This window comes from Streptomyces sp. NPDC042201, assembly GCF_055582185.1.
This window is the reverse complement of record NZ_JBVJDS010000007.1, coordinates 16286-34052: the sequence shown is the minus strand read 5'-3', so window position 1 is coordinate 34052 and position 17767 is coordinate 16286. Positions and strand designations below refer to the sequence as shown.

The 17767-nt window shown below is 69.2% G+C and carries 12 protein-coding genes; 7 read left to right on the top strand and 5 right to left on the bottom strand.

The window, feature by feature from the left end; genetic code table 11:
* Nucleotides 1-228: 228 nt before the first annotated feature.
* Genes ACZ6MZ_RS18325 through ACZ6MZ_RS18315 form a run of 3 tightly spaced genes read left to right on the top strand, consistent with a single transcriptional unit; the run spans nt 229 to nt 3761 of the window.
* Complete coding sequence (locus tag ACZ6MZ_RS18325; RefSeq protein WP_389789839.1) at nt 229-1530, top strand: ABC transporter substrate-binding protein; 1302 nt, start codon at nt 229-231, stop codon at nt 1528-1530.
* Between the two features lie 3 nt (nt 1531-1533).
* The gene (locus tag ACZ6MZ_RS18320) at nt 1534-2883 is read left to right on the top strand and encodes a carbohydrate ABC transporter permease (RefSeq protein WP_469352978.1); all 1350 of its coding nucleotides are present in this window, start codon (nt 1534-1536) and stop codon (nt 2881-2883) included.
* Nucleotides 2880-3761, top strand: a complete 882-nt coding sequence (locus tag ACZ6MZ_RS18315) for a carbohydrate ABC transporter permease (protein WP_384189201.1) — start codon at nt 2880-2882, stop codon at nt 3759-3761. Before ACZ6MZ_RS18320 ends, ACZ6MZ_RS18315 begins: the two co-directional genes overlap by 4 nt.
* Nucleotides 3762-3895: 134 nt before the next feature.
* Here ACZ6MZ_RS18315 and ACZ6MZ_RS18310 read toward each other — a convergent pair whose 3' ends face one another.
* Nucleotides 3896-4504: a TetR/AcrR family transcriptional regulator gene (locus ACZ6MZ_RS18310; protein WP_469352976.1), complete on the bottom strand. Its 609-nt coding sequence runs from the start codon at nt 4502-4504 to the stop codon at nt 3896-3898.
* Between the two features lie 185 nt (nt 4505-4689).
* Between ACZ6MZ_RS18310 and ACZ6MZ_RS18305 the strand changes: the two genes are divergently transcribed.
* Both ACZ6MZ_RS18305 and ACZ6MZ_RS18300 read left to right on the top strand, forming a co-directional pair.
* Complete coding sequence (locus ACZ6MZ_RS18305; protein ID WP_469352974.1) at nt 4690-5577, top strand: ABC transporter permease; 888 nt, start codon at nt 4690-4692, stop codon at nt 5575-5577.
* Nucleotides 5570-6340 carry an ABC transporter ATP-binding protein gene (locus ACZ6MZ_RS18300; protein WP_469352972.1) on the top strand — a complete coding sequence of 257 codons (771 nt, stop codon included), beginning with the start codon at nt 5570-5572 and terminating at the stop codon, nt 6338-6340. Before ACZ6MZ_RS18305 ends, ACZ6MZ_RS18300 begins: the two co-directional genes overlap by 8 nt.
* A gap of 65 nt (nt 6341-6405) precedes the next feature.
* Here ACZ6MZ_RS18300 and ACZ6MZ_RS18295 read toward each other — a convergent pair whose 3' ends face one another.
* Nucleotides 6406-11457, bottom strand: coding sequence for an NAD-glutamate dehydrogenase (locus ACZ6MZ_RS18295; RefSeq protein ID WP_469352970.1), 5052 nt, complete (start codon nt 11455-11457; stop codon nt 6406-6408).
* 451 nt (nt 11458-11908) lie between these two features.
* Between ACZ6MZ_RS18295 and ACZ6MZ_RS18290 the strand changes: the two genes are divergently transcribed.
* Nucleotides 11909-12475, top strand: coding sequence for a DJ-1/PfpI family protein (locus ACZ6MZ_RS18290; protein WP_469352968.1), 567 nt, complete (start codon nt 11909-11911; stop codon nt 12473-12475).
* A 107-nt stretch (nt 12476-12582) separates the two neighbouring features.
* Here ACZ6MZ_RS18290 and ACZ6MZ_RS18285 read toward each other — a convergent pair whose 3' ends face one another.
* Both ACZ6MZ_RS18285 and ACZ6MZ_RS18280 read right to left on the bottom strand, forming a co-directional pair.
* Entirely contained in the window at nt 12583-13254 is a 672-nt protein-coding gene (locus ACZ6MZ_RS18285) for an HAD family hydrolase (RefSeq protein WP_469352966.1), read from the bottom strand.
* Nucleotides 13255-13291: 37 nt separating this feature from the next.
* A complete protein-coding gene (locus ACZ6MZ_RS18280) occupies nt 13292-13798 on the bottom strand; it encodes a DUF6912 family protein (protein WP_469352964.1) in 507 nt (168 codons plus the stop codon).
* Between the two features lie 279 nt (nt 13799-14077).
* Here ACZ6MZ_RS18280 and ACZ6MZ_RS18275 point away from each other — a divergent pair, with 279 nt between their 5' ends.
* The gene (locus tag ACZ6MZ_RS18275; RefSeq protein ID WP_469352962.1) at nt 14078-14614 is read left to right on the top strand and encodes an Rv3235 family protein; all 537 of its coding nucleotides are present in this window, start codon (nt 14078-14080) and stop codon (nt 14612-14614) included.
* A 105-nt stretch (nt 14615-14719) separates the two neighbouring features.
* Here the strand turns inward: ACZ6MZ_RS18275 and secA are convergent, their stop codons facing one another.
* Nucleotides 14720-17545, bottom strand: a complete 2826-nt coding sequence (gene secA, locus ACZ6MZ_RS18270) for a preprotein translocase subunit SecA (protein ID WP_389789777.1) — start codon at nt 17543-17545, stop codon at nt 14720-14722.
* Nucleotides 17546-17767: the final 222 nt, after the last annotated feature.

Sequence of the window (17767 nt, the reverse complement as noted above, 5' to 3'; positions counted from 1 at the left end):
ACGGTATTGCGGCACCCGGGTACCCGGCGTAGGACTGTGCGCACGGGACGAGAGCAGCGCCGCCACGTCACGGCCGCGTCGCCGGTCCCGCATGCGTAGATCCGTACGCGCACGGGAAGAGACGGGGCAGTAATGCGCACAACTCGCACAGCAGGTAAGGCTCTTGGTAACGGCAGGGCAGCGCTCGGCTCCCGTAGGGCCGCCGTGGCGATCGTCGCCGTCGGTGCCATGGCCCTCACCGGCTGCGGTGGCGACTCGAACGACGCCAAGGACAAGGACGCGGGCGCGAGCAAAGAGCCCGCGACCAGCGTCCAGCTCCCCAAACTGAACGGGGAGAAGATCGAGGTCGCGGCCGTCTGGACCGGACCCGAGCAGGAGAACTTCACCAAGGTCCTGACCGAGTTCGAGAAGCGCACCGGAGCGACGGTCACGTTCGTCCCCGCGCAGGACCCGATCGTCAACTTCCTCGGCACGAAAATAGCTGGTGGCAGCCCGCCCGACGTGGCGATGCTCCCGCAGGTCGGCGCCATCCAGCAGGCCGTGGCGAAGAAGTGGGCCAAGCCGGCCGGAGCCGAGGCGAAGGCCCAGCTCGAGAAGAACTACGGCAAGGGCTGGCAGGACCTCGGCGCGGTGGACGGCACGCAGTACGGCGTGTACTTCAAGGCCGCCAACAAGTCGCTGGTCTGGTACAACAACGCCGCGTTCGAGAACGCGGGCGCCGCGGTCCCGAAGACCTGGAAGGACTTCCTGACGACGGCCGAGACCATCTCGGCCTCGGGCGTCACCCCGGTCTCGGTCGGCGGCGCGGACGGCTGGACCCTCACCGACTGGTTCGAGAACATCTATCTCTCCCAGGCGGGCCCGGAGAAGTACGACCAGCTGGCCAAGCACGAGATCAAGTGGACCGACGGCTCCGTGAAGGACGCCCTGACCACGCTCGGCCAGCTCTTCGGCAAGCAGAGCCTGATCGCGGGCGGCGCCGACGGCGCGCTCCAGACGGAGTTCCCCGCGTCCGTCACCCAGACCTTCACCGGCGGCGACCAGCCCAAGGGCGCGATGGTCTTCGAGGGTGACTTCGTGGGCGTCAACATCGCGCAGACCGAGGCCAAGATCGGTACGGACGCCAAGGTCTTCCCGTTCCCGGCGGTCGGTACCGACTCCCCCGTGGTGACGGGTGGCGACGCGGCCGTGGCGCTCAAGGACACCAAGGGCGCGCAGGCGCTGCTGACCTTCCTGGCGTCCACGGACGCCGCGAAGATCTGGGCGGAGGCGGGCGGCTTCGTCTCGCCGAACAAGTCCCTGGACGTCGCCTCGTACCCGAACGACGTCCAGCGTGACATCGCCAAGGCGCTGATCGCCGCGGGCGACGACTTCCGCTTCGACATGTCGGACCAGATGCCGCAGTCGTTCGGCGGTACGCCCGGCAAGGGCGAGTGGAAGGCGCTCCAGGACTTCCTGAAGAACCCGAAGGACGTGGCGGGTGCCCAGCAGCAGCTGGAGCAGGCCGCGGCCAAGGCGTACCAGAGCTGACGGGTGAAGTCGGCGGCCACGGGGGGCACCGGACCGGTGTCCCCCGTCAACACAGGCAAACGCAAGAGCGTGACGGGCACACGTAAGTACATCGCGGCCGGCTTTCTGCTGCCCGCGCTGGTGCTGCTGGGCGCGCTCGTGGTCTACCCGATCGGGTTCTCGGTCTACCGGTCCTTCTTCGACAAGTCGGGCGACGGCTTCGCCGGGCTCGACAACTACGTCGAGATCTTCACCGACGACACCATTCTCACCGCGGTCCAGAACAACGCGATCTGGGTGGTGGTGGCGCCCACCGTCGCCACGGCGCTCGGTCTGATCTTCGCGGTGCTCACCGAACGGGTGCGCTGGGGCACGGCGTTCAAGCTGATCGTCTTCATGCCGATGGCGATCTCGATGCTGGCCTCGGGCATCATCTTCCGGCTGGTGTACGAGCAGGACCCGGAGCGCGGTATCGCCAACGCGGTCTCGGTGAGCGTGCACGACACGTTCAACGAGTCGGCGGGCTACCCCAAGGCGCACCCGCTGCCCGTCCATCCGCTCAAGGCGGAGGGCGGCGGCGCGTTCGTCACCAAGGAGCCCGTGAGCGCGGGCACCGAGGTCCAGCTGCCGCTGGTGGGTGTGGCGCCGGCGCTGATGCCGTCCGACGCGCAGACGGCGAAGGCCGCGAAGCCGGAGGACGGCCGGGTCACCGGTACCGCATGGCTGGACTTCACCAAGGGCGGCGGCGGAAAGCCCAATGTCGTCGACGCCAAGGAGCTCGGTCTCAAGGGCATCAAGGTGGAGGCGGTCAAGGACGGCAAGGTCGTGGCCTCCGCGACGGCGGGCGCGGACGGTACGTTCAGCCTGCCGGCGGCGGCCGACGGCGCCCAGCTCAGACTGCCCGCGGAGAACTTCCGCGAGCCGTACAACGGCGTGGACTGGCTCGGCCCTTCGCTGGTCACCCCGGCCATCATCGGCAGCTATCTGTGGATGTGGGCAGGGTTCGCGATGGTGCTGATCGCGGCCGGTCTGGCGAGCGTGCCGCGTGAACTCATGGAGGCCGCCCGGATGGACGGCGCCAATGAGTGGCAGGTCTTCCGCCGGGTCACCGTGCCACTGCTGGCACCGGTTCTCGCGGTCGTCATGGTCACGCTGATGATCAATGTCCTGAAGATCTTCGACTTGGTCTTCATCATCGCGCCGGGGTCGTCCCAGGACGACGCGAATGTGCTGGCGCTCCAGCTCTACCGCTCGTCGTTCGGCACGGACGCGGATCTCGGGGTCGGCAGCGCCATCGCCGTACTGCTGCTCCTGCTGGTGATTCCGGTGATGCTGTTCAACGTCCGCAGGATGCGAAGGGAGACTCGCCGATGACCACGAACGACGGTGCGGTCAAGGCGAAGCAGTCTCTGGCGGGCCGGATCGCGGCCCGTCTGGGCGGCGGTGCGATGCAGGTCTTCCTGATCCTGGTCGGCCTCTTCTGGCTGATGCCGACACTCGGACTGCTGGTCTCCTCGCTGCGCGACCCCTCGGACATCAGCGCGAGCGGCTGGTGGAAGGTCTTCTCCGCCCCCGCCCAGCTGACCACCGAGAACTACTCGCGGCTGCTCGACAACGAAACCATCACCAACTCGCTGTTCTCCACGATCATGATCACCGTCCCCGCGACGCTCCTGGTCGTGGTGATCGGCTCGCTCGCCGGATACGCCTTCGCCTGGATGGAGTTCCCCGGCCGCGACTGGTGGTTCCTGGTGGTCGTCGGGCTGCTGGTGGTCCCCGTACAGGTCGCACTGGTCCCGGTCTCGAAGCTGTTCGGCTCCATCGGCATCTTCGAGACGACCTTCGGCGTGGTCATCTTCCACGTCGCCTTCGGTCTGCCCTTCGCGATCTTTTTGCTGCGGAACTTCTTCGCGGAGATCCCGAGGGAGCTGCTGGAGGCCGCCCGGCTCGACGGGGCGGGCGAGATCCGGCTGTTCACGCGTGTCGTGATGCCGCTCGGCGGTCCCGCCATCGCCTCGCTCGGCATCTTCCAGTTCCTCTGGGTCTGGAACGACATGCTGGTCGCGCTGATCTTCGCGGACTCCGAGAACCCGCCGATCACTGTCGCACTGCAGCAGCAGGTACGGCAGTTCGGCAACAACATCGATGTCCTGGCGCCCGGCGCCTTCGTCTCGATGGTGATTCCGCTGGTCGTGTTCTTCGCGTTCCAGCGGCAGTTCGTCACGGGTGCGATGGCGGGAGCCGTCAAGTAGCCATCCGGCACAGCCTGTGGGAACAGCCGGGGAGGATCGGTCGCGTGTCGGCCGGTCCTCCCCGGCTTTGTGCGTGACGGCCGGCCCTCGGCCTCAGTGACGGCGGGCCCTCAGCCTCAGCCTCAGCCGCACCCTCAGCTTCGGCCGAGCGCCGCGACGGCCGAGGCCGCCAGATCGTCCAGATACCCCTCGGGCAGGTCGCTCCGCACGACCACCAGCCGCCAGTAGAGCGGTCCGACGATCAGATCCAGGGCCCGGTCGGGGTCCGCGCCCTCGGGAAGCTCACCGCGCTCGACCGCCTCGCGGACGATCACGGCGGCGATGCCCCGCTGCCCGTCCAGCAGCGCCGCCCTGATCGCGTCAGAGATCTCGGGATTACGGGCCGCCTCCACCAGCAGGTCCGGGATGACCTGCGAGGCCACCGGGTGGCGCAGGGCGTGCGAGGCCACTTCGAGCAGGGCGCGCACATCGCCGTACAGCGAACCGGTCGCGGGGGCGGGCAGTCCCTGCGCCGCGAAGGCGGAGACCAGATCGAGGACCAGCGCCAGCTTGGATTTCCAGCGGCGGTAGACGGCGGTCTTGCCGACCCCGGCCCGGCGCGCGATGCCCTCGATGGACATCCGGGCGAAGCCGACCGCGGCCAGCTCCTCGAAGACGGCGGCGCGGATGGCGTCGGTCACGTCCTCCCGGAGCACGGCGGCTCCCGCGGGGACGCGGCGTGAGGTGCGCGGGTCCGTGGTCATGGGCACCGAGCATAGCCGTACGCCGACGTCACGACGACACGGTTGCGTTTCGACGTGGGACGGATCTACCCTCGGCGTAGCGACGATACGGACCCGTTCCATCCTCGGCGCCGTACCGGCCACCGTCGAAAGGGCCACCTGTGAGCCAGATCGCAAAGCCCCCACCGGCCGTAGAGCCCGCGCCCGTGACCGCGCCGGCATCCGTGACGGACCTCGGCGCCCTCGCCGCCCGGCACGGACTGACCGTGAGCGGGGCCCGCCCCTCGCTGCCCGCCTATGTCCGGCAGCTCTGGTCGCGGCGGCACTTCGTCACCGCCTTCGCCACCGCCCGGCTGACCGCCCAGTACAGCCAGGCGAAGCTCGGCCAGATCTGGCAGATCATGACCCCGCTGCTCAACGCGACGGTCTACTACTTCATCTTCGGTGTGCTGCTCCGCACCAAGGACGGCGTCCCCGACTTCATCCCGTTCCTGGTGACGGGCGTCTTCATCTGGACCTTCACCTCCAGTTCCGTCACGGCGGGCACCCGTGCGATCTCCGGCAACCTCGGGCTCGTACGGGCTCTGCACTTCCCACGCGCCGCCCTGCCGGTCGCGCTCGCCCTCCAGCAGCTCCAGCAGCTGCTGTTCTCCATGGGCGCGCTGGCCGTGATCCTGGTCTGTTTCGGGCAGCACCCCAGACCCGGCTGGCTGCTGGTGGTGCCCGTCCTGGCCCTCCAGGCGCTGTTCAACACCGGGCTCTCGATGATCGTGGCGAGGCTGGCCGCCAGGACCCCTGACATCGCCCAGCTGACGCCCTTCGTCCTGCGCACCTGGATGTACGTGTCCGGCGTGATGTGGAGCGTCGACAAGGTCGTCGGTGGCGGGCGGCTGCCGCATGCCGTCGCGGTCGCCCTGGAGTGCAACCCGGCCGCCGTCTACATCGACCTGATGCGCTTCGCCCTCATCGACAGCTTCACCGACAGCCGGCTGCCCCCGCACATCTGGGCCGCCGCCGTCGGCTGGGCGCTGCTCGTCGGGGTGGGCGGATTCCTGTTCTTCTGGAAGGCCGAGGAGGAGTACGGACGTGGCTGACCGCATCCCCACCGTCGTCGTCGACGGGGTCCACATCACCTATCAGGTGCACGGCACGCGCGGCGGCCGGGGCAGTGCCACCTCCGCCCTCAGCCGGATCGTCTCGCGGCGGGCGGCGCCCGGAGTGCGCGAGGTGCACGCCGTGAAGGGCGTCAGCTTCGTCGCGTACAAGGGCGAGGCGATCGGTCTGATCGGCTCCAACGGCTCCGGCAAGTCCACGCTGCTCAAGGCCGTCGCAGGACTGCTGCCTCCTACGGAGGGCAAGGTCTTCACCCGGGGGCAGCCCTCGCTCCTGGGGGTCAACGCGGCGCTGATGAGCGATCTGACCGGCGAGCGCAATGTCATCCTCGGCGGGCTCGCGATGGGCATGTCGCGCGAGCAGGTCCGTACCCGCTACGACGACATCGTGGAGTTCTCCGGGATCAACGAGAAGGGCGACTTCATCTCCCTGCCGATGCGTACATACTCCTCGGGCATGGGCGCCCGGCTGCGTTTCTCGATCGCCGCCGCCAAGAGCCATGACGTCCTGCTGATCGACGAGGCGCTGTCCACGGGTGACGCGAGGTTCCAGCGGCGCAGCCAGGAGCGCATCACCGAACTGCGCGAGGAGGCCGGCACGGTGTTCCTCGTCAGTCACAGCGACAAGACGATCACCGAGACCTGCGACCGGGCGCTGTGGCTGGAGTCGGGAACGCTGCGGATGGACGGTCCCGCGGCGGAGGTCGTCGCGGCGTACGAGCGATTCACCGGCAAGAAGACATAGAGGCGCCCGGCTCGCGGTGAGCCGGGCGCCCCTCATGTCCGGTCAGCTGCCGCGCTGTCGCGCTGTCAGCTGTGCGTACGCAGCAGCGTCCGCATCGTCCGCATCGCGACCGACAGGTTCGCCAGGTCGAAGGCGTCCGAGCCCTGGATCTCCTCCAGCGTGGCGCGCGCCCTGGTGAGGATCGCGGCGTTCTTCTGCTCCCACGCCGTGAACCGCTCCCCGGGCGTCGAGCCGCCGTCACCCACGGACAGCACGTCCGCCGTCAGGCCGGCGTGCGCCGCGTACAGGTCCTCGCGGATGGAGGCGCGGGCCATGGACTGCCAGCGGTCGTCCCGCGGCAGCTCGACGATCCGGTCCATCAGCTGGGCGATCCGCAGCCGGTCGCCGAGGTCGTAGTACACCTCGGCGACGGACAGCGCGTCCTGGCCCGTACGGTCCGCGATGGCCACGATGTCGAGCGTCGGGAAGACGGACGAGAAGCCGGCGACCCGCAGGGCCACCTCCTCGGGAACCCCCGCGCCGGTCAGCTCCTTCAGGATGGCCTGGTACCACTCCAGCTCCGCGCCGCGCAGCATCGTGGGCAGCTGGGCCCAGACCTGCTCCACGCCCGCCGAGAAGAACTCGATGGTTTCGGCGATCTCCAGCGGCTGCGGCCGGTTGCCCAGCAGCCAGCGCGTACCGCGTTCGACCAGCCGGCGCGAGTGCAGCCGGATCCGGGTCTGGACGGCGGCCGGGACCTTGTTGTCCAGGGCCTCGACGGCGTCCCAGACGGCGCCGAGACCGAAGATCTCGCGGGCCGAGGTCTGCGCCCGTACGATCTCCTCGATCGACGCCCCCGTCTCCTCCCGCAGCCGGTGCAGGAAGGTCGAACCACCGCTGTTGACGGTGTCGTTGACCAGCAGCGTCGTGACGATCTCGCGGCGCAGCGCGTGCGTGTCGATCTGCTCGGCGAACTGCTCGCGCAGCGGCTGGGGGAAGTACGCGTGCAGCAGCTTGCGCAGATACGGGTCGTCCGGCAGCTCCGTGTGGATCAGCTCGTCCGCCACCGTGATCTTGGTGTAGGCGAGCAGCACCGCGACCTCGGGCTGGGACAGACCCTTGCCGGAGTTGAGCAGTTCGCGGATCTGCCGGTCGGTCGGCAGGAACTCCAGCGCCCGGTTGAGGTCCCCGTCCCGCTCCAGCCGGCGCATGAACCGCTGGTGGGCGTGGAGCAGGGACGGGGACTGGGCGCCGGCGTTGGCGAGGGCGGTGTTCTGCGCGTAGTTGTTGCGCAGCACCAGCGCGCCGACCTCGTCGGTCATCGCGGCGAGCAGCTTGTTGCGCTGCTTGACGGTCATGTCGCCGTCCGTCACCAGGCCGTTGAGCAGGATCTTGATGTTCACCTCGTGGTCGGAGGTGTCCACGCCGGCGCTGTTGTCGATGGCGTCGGTGTTGATCTTGCCGCCCTCGCCGCCGGCGCCGCGCCGGGCGAACTCGATCCGGCCGAGCTGGGTCAGACCCAGGTTGCCGCCCTCGCCGACGACCTTGACCCGCAGATCCTCGCCGTTGACGCGGATCGCGTCGTTGGCCTTGTCGCCGACGTCGGCGTTCGACTCGGTGGACGCCTTGACGTACGTACCGATGCCGCCGTTCCAGAGCAGGTCCACCGGGGCGTGCAGGATCGCCTTCATCAGCTCGGCGGGCGTCAGCTTGGCGACGCCGGGCTCGATGCCGAGGGCCTCACGGACATGCGCGTTGACGGGGATCGACTTGGCGGTACGGGGGTGGATCCCGCCGCCCTGCGACAGCAGCTGCTTGTCGTAGTCGGCCCAGGAGGAGCGCGGCAGCTCGAACAGCCGGCGGCGCTCGGCGTACGAGGTGGCGGCGTCCGGGTGCGGGTCGAGGAAGATGTGCCGGTGGTCGAAGGCCGCCACGAGCCGGATGTGCTCGGAGAGCAGCATGCCGTTGCCGAAGACGTCACCGGACATGTCCCCGACCCCGACGACCGTGAAGTCCTCGGACTGGCTGTCGTGGCCGAGCTCGCGGAAGTGCCGCTTGACGGACTCCCAGGCACCACGGGCGGTGATGCCCATGCCCTTGTGGTCGTAGCCCGCGCTGCCGCCGGAGGCGAAGGCGTCCCCGAGCCAGAAGTCGTAGGAGACCGCGACCTCGTTGGCGATGTCGGAGAAGCTCGCGGTGCCCTTGTCGGCGGCGACGACCAGATACGTGTCGTCCTCGTCGTGCCGGACCACATCGGCCGGCGGCACGACCTCGCCCGCGACCATGTTGTCCGTGATGTCGAGCAGCGCCGAGATGAAGATCTTGTACGAGGCGATGCCCTCGGCGAGCCAGGCGTCCCGGTCCACGGCCGGGTCGGGCAGCTGCTTGGCGACGAAGCCGCCCTTGGCGCCGACCGGCACGATCACGGTGTTCTTGACCATCTGCGCCTTGACCAGGCCGAGGATCTCCGTACGGAAGTCCTCACGCCGGTCCGACCAGCGCAGACCACCGCGGGCGACCTTGCCGAAGCGCAGATGCACGCCCTCCACGCGCGGGGAGTACACCCAGATCTCGAACGCCGGGCGGGGTGCGGGCAGGTCCGGGATGGCCTGCGGGTCGAACTTCATCGACACATAGCTGTGGTGGCTATTGCCCGCCGCCTGCTCGCCGCTCTTGCCTCCCTTGCCGCTCTTGCCACTCTTTCCGCTCGCCCCGTCGGCGCTCTGGAAGAAGTTGGTGCGCAGCGTGGCCTTGATGAGGGTGAGGAAGGACCGGAGGATGCGGTCCTCGTCGAGGCTCGCGACCTGGTCGAGTGCTCCGTCCAGCTCCTCCAGCAGCCCGTCCGTCAGCTCCGTACCGGCGCTCTGGCGTCCCGGCGACATCCGGGCCTCGAAGAGGGAGACCAGCAGCCGGGTGGTGTGGACGTTGATACGGAGGGTGTCCTCCATGTAGTCCTGGCTGAAGGTGGAGCCGGACTGGCGCAGGTACTTGGCGTACGCGCGCAGCACCATCGCCTGCCGCCAGTTCAGACCGGCCCGCAGGACGAGGGAGTTGAAGCCGTCGTTCTCCGCGGCGCCCGTCCACACGGCGGCGAAGGCTTCCTGGAAGCGCTCGCGGGCGTCGTCGGCGAGATAGTCGTTGTCCGCGCCGCCCAGCGGCATCCGCAGGCCGAAGTCGTAGATCCAGGCGTGCGTACGGTCCGTGCAGCGCAGCTCGTACGGCCGCTCGTCGACGACCTCGACACCGAGCCGCTGGAGCACCGGGAGGACGGCGGAGAGGGAGACCTGCTCGCCCGAGCGGTAGATCTTGAAGCGGCGCTCGCCGGGGCCCGCGCCGACCGGCTCGTACAGCGAGAGCGAGAAGTCCTTGTCGGCGGTGCCGAGGGCTTCGAGGTGGACCAGGTCGGCGACGGCCGCCCGCGGGGAGTGGTCGGCCTTGTAGCCCTCGGGGAAGGCTCCGCCGTAGGAGCGCAGCAGCTCGGCGGCGCGCTCCTCGCCGCACTCGGCGTTCAGCGCCTCGCCGAAGGCGTCGGTCCAGGAGCGGGCGGCCTCGACGAGCCGGGCCTCGATCCGGTCGGCGTCGGCGTCGGTGAGCCCGGTCAGCTGGGTGCCGGGCGGAACCCGGACGACGAAGTGAATACGGGAGAGGATCGATTCTGTGTTCCACGCGGTGAAGTCGACGTTGGACCCGCCGAGCTCCTCCTTGAGGATGTCGATCAGCCGCAGCCGGACCCCGGTGGTGTACCGGTCGCGCGGCAGATAGACGAGGGCGGAGTAGTAGCGCCCGTACTCGTCCTGGCGCAGATAGAGCCGCAGCCGCCTGCGCTCCTGGAGGTACAGCACGCTGGTGACGATCGAGCGCAGCTCGTCCACGGGCGTCTGGAACAGCTCGTCGCGCGGGTAGGTCTCCAGGATCTGCAGCAGATCGCGGCCGTCGTGGCTGTTGGGCGAGAAGCCGGCGCCCTCCAGGACCTCGGCGACCTTGCGGCGGATGACCGGAACCCGGCGTACGGACTCGGTGTACGCGGCCGAGGAGAAGAGCCCGAGGAAGCGCCGCTCTCCGACGACATTGCCCTTGTCGTCGAACTTCTTGACGCCGACGTAGTCGAGATAGCCGGACCGGTGGACGGTGGAGCGGCTGTTGGCCTTGGTCAGGACGAGCAGCTTGTGCTCACGGGCCTTGGCGCGGGCGTCGGCGGTCAGCCTGCTGAAGGACGGGCTGACCGGGTGATCGTCGTCCTCGCTGTGCTTCGGGTCGGAGCGCAGGATGCCGAGGCCGGTGCCGGGCACGGCGGACAGGGAGTCCGAGTCCGTCAGCTGATATTCGCGGTAGCCGAGGAAGGTGAAGTGGTCGGCGGCGAGCCAGCGCAGCAGCTCACGGGCCTCTTCGCGCTCCTGGGCGGGGAGGTCGTCAGCGGTCGGCTCGCCCGGCAGTTCCTCGGCGATGCGCAGCGCGGACTCTCGCATCTTGTCCCAGTCCTCGACGGTCTCCCGTACGTCGGACAGGATGCGCCGGAGGGCGGCGGTCATCTGACTGAGGTCGTCGCGGTCGGTCTCGCGGTCGACCTCGACATGGATCCAGGACTCGGTGACCGCGTCGTGCGGGCGGTCCGTGGTGGCCGTTCCCTCGGGGAGCACCTCGATCAGCCTGCCGGTGACATCACGGCGTACGACGATCTGCGGATGGATCACGGCGTGGATGCCGCGGCCCTGGCGGGAGAGCTCGTTGGTGACGGAGTCGACAAGGAAGGGCATGTCGTCCGTGACCAGCTCGATCACGGAGTGGCTGCAGGTCCAGCCGTTCTCCTCGACGCTCGGCGTGTGGACCCGTACATTGGCCGTCCCCTGGGGGCGGTTCGCGGCCAGCCGGTAGTGGGAGAGCGCGGCACCGAAGATGTCGACCGGGTCGCGGTCGGCCAGGTCCTCGGGGGCGGTGTGCAGGTAGTAGCGCTGGAGGTACGCGAGAAGCGTGTCCCGGTCGGGACGCTCCGCGCGGTCGGACCTGTCGGACCCGGCCGAGGCCTCGTCCTTCCGGGGGAGACCCCCCGGACCCCCGGTTCCCCCCGCCGGGCTGTTCTCAGCGACCCGGGCCGCCTTTTCGAGCAGCTCGGCCTTGGCTTCGTCCAGCTTGGTCTGCATGTCCTCTGGCTCCTGTCGCGCGCCGTTGCGTGACGTAGGTGAAGGAAGCGACACAACGCCACGACGCGGGGTTTCCGGTCGCAGTCGACGTTATGCCGCGATGAGAGATGTCCGGGACCATATTGGCCAATTTTGACGGTCGGCCCGGGCTGTGAGGATCATCGATCGCCCGGGCGCTATGGCGCTCCGGGCGCAGGCCGGGGGCTTCGCTGCCCCCACGGCATATCGCGCTGATCACGGGCCCAAGGCTATCGCCCTCCACCCGGGCCCCGTCATGAGCCGTATGTGTACAAAAGCGGGGGTGGAAGTTTGACACTCTGGACAGCGACACGAAGCCCTCGCACGTACTCATGGGCGGACACCTCCCTCCCTCAGCTCTCGCCGACCGGCGCGGACCGGGACCACACTGGTCGACAGGGGGACAGACCGGAACATTCTCCCGGGAGCAGTCATGGCAGCCAAGATTCTGATCGTCACCGGCGACGCCGCCGAGTCCCTCGAAGTCCTCTATCCGTACCAGCGCCTGCGCGAGGAGGGGTACGAGGTCCATATCGCCGCCCCCACGCGCAAGAAGCTCCGGTTCGTGGTCCATGACGTCGAACCCGGCTTCGACACGTACACCGAGAAGCCCGGCTACACCTGGCCCGCCGACCTGGCCTTCTCCGAGGTCGAACCGACGCAGTACGCCGCGGTGGTCATCCCGGGCGGCCGCGCCCCCGAGTATCTGCGGGGCGACGCGGAACTCCGCAAGATCCTCAAGTCCTTCTTCGACGCGGACAAGCCGGTCGCCCAGATCTGCCACGGCCCCCTGCTCACGGCCGCCATCGGCGAACTCGCCGGCCGCCGCGTCACGGCCTACCCGGCCCTGGAGCTCGACATGCAGGCGGCCGGGGCCACCTTCCAGGACGCCGAGGCCGTGGTGGACGGCACCCTCGTCTCCGCCCGCGCCTGGCCCGACCACTCGGCCTGGATGCGCGAATTCCTGAAGATCCTGCGAGCGAAGGCACCGCTGACCTGAGCGGTACGCACCGGGGAAGCCGGCCGGCGCCACAGCTCGGGGCAGCAGGCTCTGCGCCACAGCTCAGGCCGGCGGGCGCCACAGCTCAGGCCGGCAGGCTCCGCAGCTCAGGCCGGCAGGCTCTGCGCCAGGGCGACCGCTTCCGCGAGGCTGTCCACGACCGGGACACCCACCGCCTCCAGGACGGCCCTGCTGTGCGAGCCCCCGGTGTAGAGCACCGCACGCGCGCCCACGTGCGCCGCCGCCACCGCGTCGTCGACCGCGTCGCCGATCACCACCGTGTGCTCGGCCGATATCGCGCCCGCCCCGGCCAGCGCGGCCAGATGGCGCTCCATGTGCAGCGCCTTGCTGCCGCCGGACGGTCCCGTCCGCCCGTCGACCCGGATGAAGTGGCTCTCGATTCCGTACCCCCGCACGACCGGGACCAGCTGCTCGTGCCCGTACATGCTCAGCAGCGACTGGCTGCGGCCCGCCAGCTGCCACTGCGCCAGCAGCTCCTTGACGCCTTCCGTCAGCCCGCAGGCGACGCGCCGCTCCGTGTAGTGCCGGTGGAAGGACTCGTCCATGACGGCCCATTCCGCGTCGCTCGGCACGCGGCCGATCAGCCGCTCGTAGAACACCGGGATCGGTATGCAGTACAGCTCGCGGTAGCGGTCGAGCGTGATGGGCTCGATCCCGATCTCCGCGAAGGCCGCGTTGGTCGCGCCGAAGACCGCCTGGATGTCGTCGAGGATGGTGCCGTTCCAGTCCCAGACCAGATGCGTGTTCTGCTTCCCCATGCCGAGAACCGTACCGGCCGGGTCTGACAACGCGGCGTCAGTCGATGAGGTTGGGAATCTCCTGGACGCCGTACCAGAGCAGCTCGTGATCCTCCGCGCCGTCCACCGTGAACTGCGCGTCGTCGTCGCCGTGGTCCGCCGCCCCCAGCGCGGCCGCCGCGGCCGACACATCGCCGTCCGCGTCGTCGGAGTCGACGTGCACCGCCGCCGCCTTCGTCAGCGCGACTGCCGAGGCGATCCGCACCTCACCCACCCCGCCGGCGTCCATCCCCCGGTCGGGGTCCGCGACCGCGTCCTTGTCCGGTACGTCGAGCGCGAGGACCACCCGGCGCCTGGGGGCGCCCGGGTCCGCGGCGAGCAGCCGGAGCGAGCCCGCCGCGGCCCGGTTGAGCGCCGCGTACTCCAGCTCCTCGATGTCGTCGGAGACGTACCACTCACGCAGTCCGGGGGTCACGGCGTACGCGGTCAGCGGCCCTGGCCCCAGCTCGCCCGTCTTGTGCGCCTCGGCGAGACCAGGAAGGGTCAGGGGGACGTAGACGCGCATGGGCAGGCCGCTTTCGTAGTCGGAAAACACCTAAGGATACGTGCGGGAGTCCCTCTTCGGGGTGACGCTCAGGAAGCCCTCAGGCGTCCACCGAGACCCCCGCCCCAGCCCGCCGCCGGGCCCGGCAGGGGGCGGGGACCACCCGGATAGGTGATTCCGTCGGCCCGCGCCCCGACGGCGTACCCGCCTTGCGACGGTGCCCCAAAGGCCCGTAAAAGATCCCCCATCAGAAGTTACCGCCCGGTATCCGACCGGACGGGCAGAACGGGGGCGATCTGCATGACCATCACGGGCACCACCAGCTCGATCGGCACCACCTCCACCCGCGCCACGGACGGCGCAGCGACGGACGGCGCCGCGACGGACCGGGCCGCGGCCAGGACGATCGCCGGGGCCAGGCCCCCGGGCCGGCGCGACCAGCGCGGGCCCGGCACCGGCCGCCCGCGGCGGCGCCCGCACATCCCGCCGCAGGAACTCTTCGCGGAGCGTCTGCTCGCCGTCCTCAGCGGCCACCGCCCCGTGCACTGGATGCTCGGCCAGACCGTCGGGCAGGCATACGAACAGCTCGTCCGCCTCGCGCCCGGCACCCCGCTCAGGGCGAGGGGCGTGCGCCCTGTCATCCGCACCTGCCGCGGCTTCCAGCCGCGCCCCGGCGTGGTCGAGGCGTCCGCCAGCATCGCCGCGGGAGAACAGGTACGCGCCATGGCCTTCCGCCTGGAGCAGGGCGCCGATCTGCGCTGGCGCTGCGCCGCGGTCGAGCTCGGCGGCGAGCGGATCACGGCCGGCACGGACCACGACATGAGGCACCGGACATGAGCCACGGGACATAAGGGCCGGACATGAGGACGGGCCGGGGCGCGCACCGCGAGTGCGCTCCCCGGCCCGTACCCCGGCGATCAGACGATCCGGGACTCCGGCGCCCTACTTCTTGCGGCGGCGTCCGCCGTTGCCGCCCTTCTGGGCCTTACGGCGCTCGGCGCGCGTCAGCCCGTCGGACGTGGACCGCGTCGGCCCGTCCGCGTTCTGGAAGTCGCCCTCGACGATGCCGCCCTCGCCGTCCACCGTGGGAGCGGAGAAGTGCAGCCGGTCCGGGCGCTGCGGAGCGTCCAGGCCCTTCGCGCGGATCTCCGGACGGGAGGCGCCCGCGGGCACCGCGTCCTCCTTGGTGAGGGAGGTGCGCTCGGCCGAGTCCTGTACCGGGACCTCCTCGACCTGCTGCTCGACCTGGACCTCCAGGTTGAACAGATAGCCGACGGACTCCTCCTTGATGCCGTCCATCATGGCGTTGAACATGTCGAAGCCCTCGCGCTGGTACTCGACCAGCGGGTCCTTCTGCGCCATCGCACGGAGGCCGATGCCCTCCTGGAGGTAGTCCATCTCGTAGAGGTGCTCACGCCACTTACGGTCCAGGACGGACAGCACCACGCGCCGCTCCAGCTCACGCATGATGTCCGAGCCGAGCGAGTCCTCGCGGTCCTGGTACTGCTCGTGGATGTCGTCCTTGATGGACTCCGCGATGAACTCGGCGGTGATCCCGGCGCGGTCGCCGGCCGCCTCCTCCAGCTCCTCGACGGTGGCCTTCACCGGGTAGAGCTGCTTGAAGGCGCCCCACAGCCGGTCCAGGTCCCACTCCTCGGCGAAGCCCTCGACGGTCTCCGCCTGGATGTACGCGTCGATCGTGTCGTCCATGAAGTGGCGCACCTGCTCGTGCAGGTCCTCGCCCTCCAGGACGCGGCGGCGCTCACCGTAGATGACCTCACGCTGCCGGTTGAGGACCTCGTCGTACTTCAGGACGTTCTTACGCGTCTCGAAGTTCTGCTGCTCGACCTGCGACTGGGCGGAGGCGATGGCGCGCGTCACCATCTTGTTCTCGATGGGCACGTCGTCCGGCACGTTGGCCATCGACATCACGCGCTCGACCATCTGCGCCTTGAACAGCCGCATCAGGTCGTCGCCGAGCGACAGGTAGAAGCGGGACTCGCCCGGGTCGCCCTGACGTCCGGAACGACCGCGCAGCTGGTTGTCGATACGGCGCGACTCGTGCCGCTCGGTGCCCAGGACATAGAGCCCGCCGAGGTCCTTGACCTCCTCGAACTCCGCCTTGACGGCCTGCTCGGCCTTCTCCAGCGCGGCCGGCAGGGCCGCCGCCCACTCCTCGACATGCTCGACGGGGTCCAGGCCGCGCTGCCGCAGCTCCGCCTCCGCCAGGTCGTCGGGGTTGCCGCCGAGCTTGATGTCCGTACCACGACCCGCCATGTTCGTGGCGACGGTGACGGCGCCCTTGCGGCCGGCCTGGGCGACGATCGTCGCCTCCCGGTCGTGCTGCTTGGCGTTGAGCACCTCGTGCTGGACACCGCGCTTGCTGAGCTGCTGCGAGAGGTACTCGGACTTCTCGACCGAGGTGGTGCCGACCAGGATCGGCTGCCCCTTGTCGTGCTTCTCCGCGATGTCGTCGACGACCGCCGCGAACTTGGCGACCTCGGTGCGGTAGATCAGGTCGGACTGGTCCATGCGGACCATCGGCCGGTTCGTCGGGATGGGTACGACGCCCAGCTTGTAGATCTGGTGGAACTCGGCGGCCTCGGTCATGGCCGTACCGGTCATACCGGAGAGCTTGCCGTAGAGGCGGAAGAAGTTCTGCAGGGTGATCGTGGCGAGGGTCTGGTTCTCGTCCTTGATGTCCACCCCTTCCTTCGCCTCGATCGCCTGGTGCATGCCCTCGTTGTAGCGGCGGCCGGCGAGGATACGGCCGGTGTGCTCGTCGACGATCATGACTTCGCCGTCGATGACGACGTAGTCCTTGTCGTTCTTGAAGAGCTCCTTGGCCTTGATGGCGTTGTTCAGATAACCGACGAGCGGGGTGTTCACCGACTCGTACAGGTTGTCGATGCCGAGCCAGTCCTCGACCTTCGAGACACCCGGCTCATGGATGGCGACGGTGCGCTTCTTCTCGTCGACCTCGTAGTCGCCGGTCTCCTCGATGCCCTTGAGCGGGTTGCCGGCCTCGCCCCTGGTCAGCCGCGTGACCAGCTTGGCGAAGTCGCCGTACCACTTGGTGGCCTGGTCGGCGGGGCCGGAGATGATCAGCGGCGTACGGGCCTCGTCCACCAGGATCGAGTCGACCTCGTCGACGATCGCGTAGTTGTGGCCACGCTGGACCAGCTCTTCCTGGGACCACGCCATGTTGTCGCGCAGGTAGTCGAAGCCGAACTCGTTGTTCGTGCCGTACGTGATGTCGCAGGCGTACATCTCGCGACGCTGGGCCGGCGTCATGTTGGCCAGGATGCAGCCGACGTCGAGGCCCAGGAACTTGTGGACGCGGCCCATCATCTCGGAGTCACGCTCGGCCAGGTAGTCGTTCACCGTGATCAGGTGGACGCCCTTGCCGGACAGTGCGTTGAGGTAGGCGGGCAGGGTGCCGACGAGGGTCTTGCCCTCACCGGTCTTCATCTCGGCGACGAAGCCGAGGTGCAGCGCGGCGCCGCCCATCAGCTGTACGTCGTAGTGACGCTGACCGAGGACACGCTTGGCGGCCTCACGGACGGTCGCGAAGGCCTCGGGAAGCAGGTCGTCCAGGCTCTCACCGTCGGCGAACCGCTCTTTGTACTCGTCGGTGAGCGCCCGCAACTCGGCGTCGGAGAGGGTCATGAAGTCCTCTTCGATGGAGTTGACCTGGTCCGCGATGCGGTGCAGTTTGCGCAGGATCTTGCCTTCGCCTGCACGCATGAGCTTGTTGAAGACGGACACTGAGGCTGGTCTCCTTGCCGGTCGGGCCTGGCACGTGGGTCGTATACGGACACGGGCGCGGGCACGGCAGGCGGGCCCCACCGCAACGGCCATCGTAAGCGAGGACCCGCCCGCGCCGGGAGGGCTGCCGTCACGCGGGCCCGCTGTCACCCACAAACAGAACGCGCGGAACCCGTGGAAGGTGCCGGTACGGCAGGAAAAGCACTCGTACTACAAGACGCG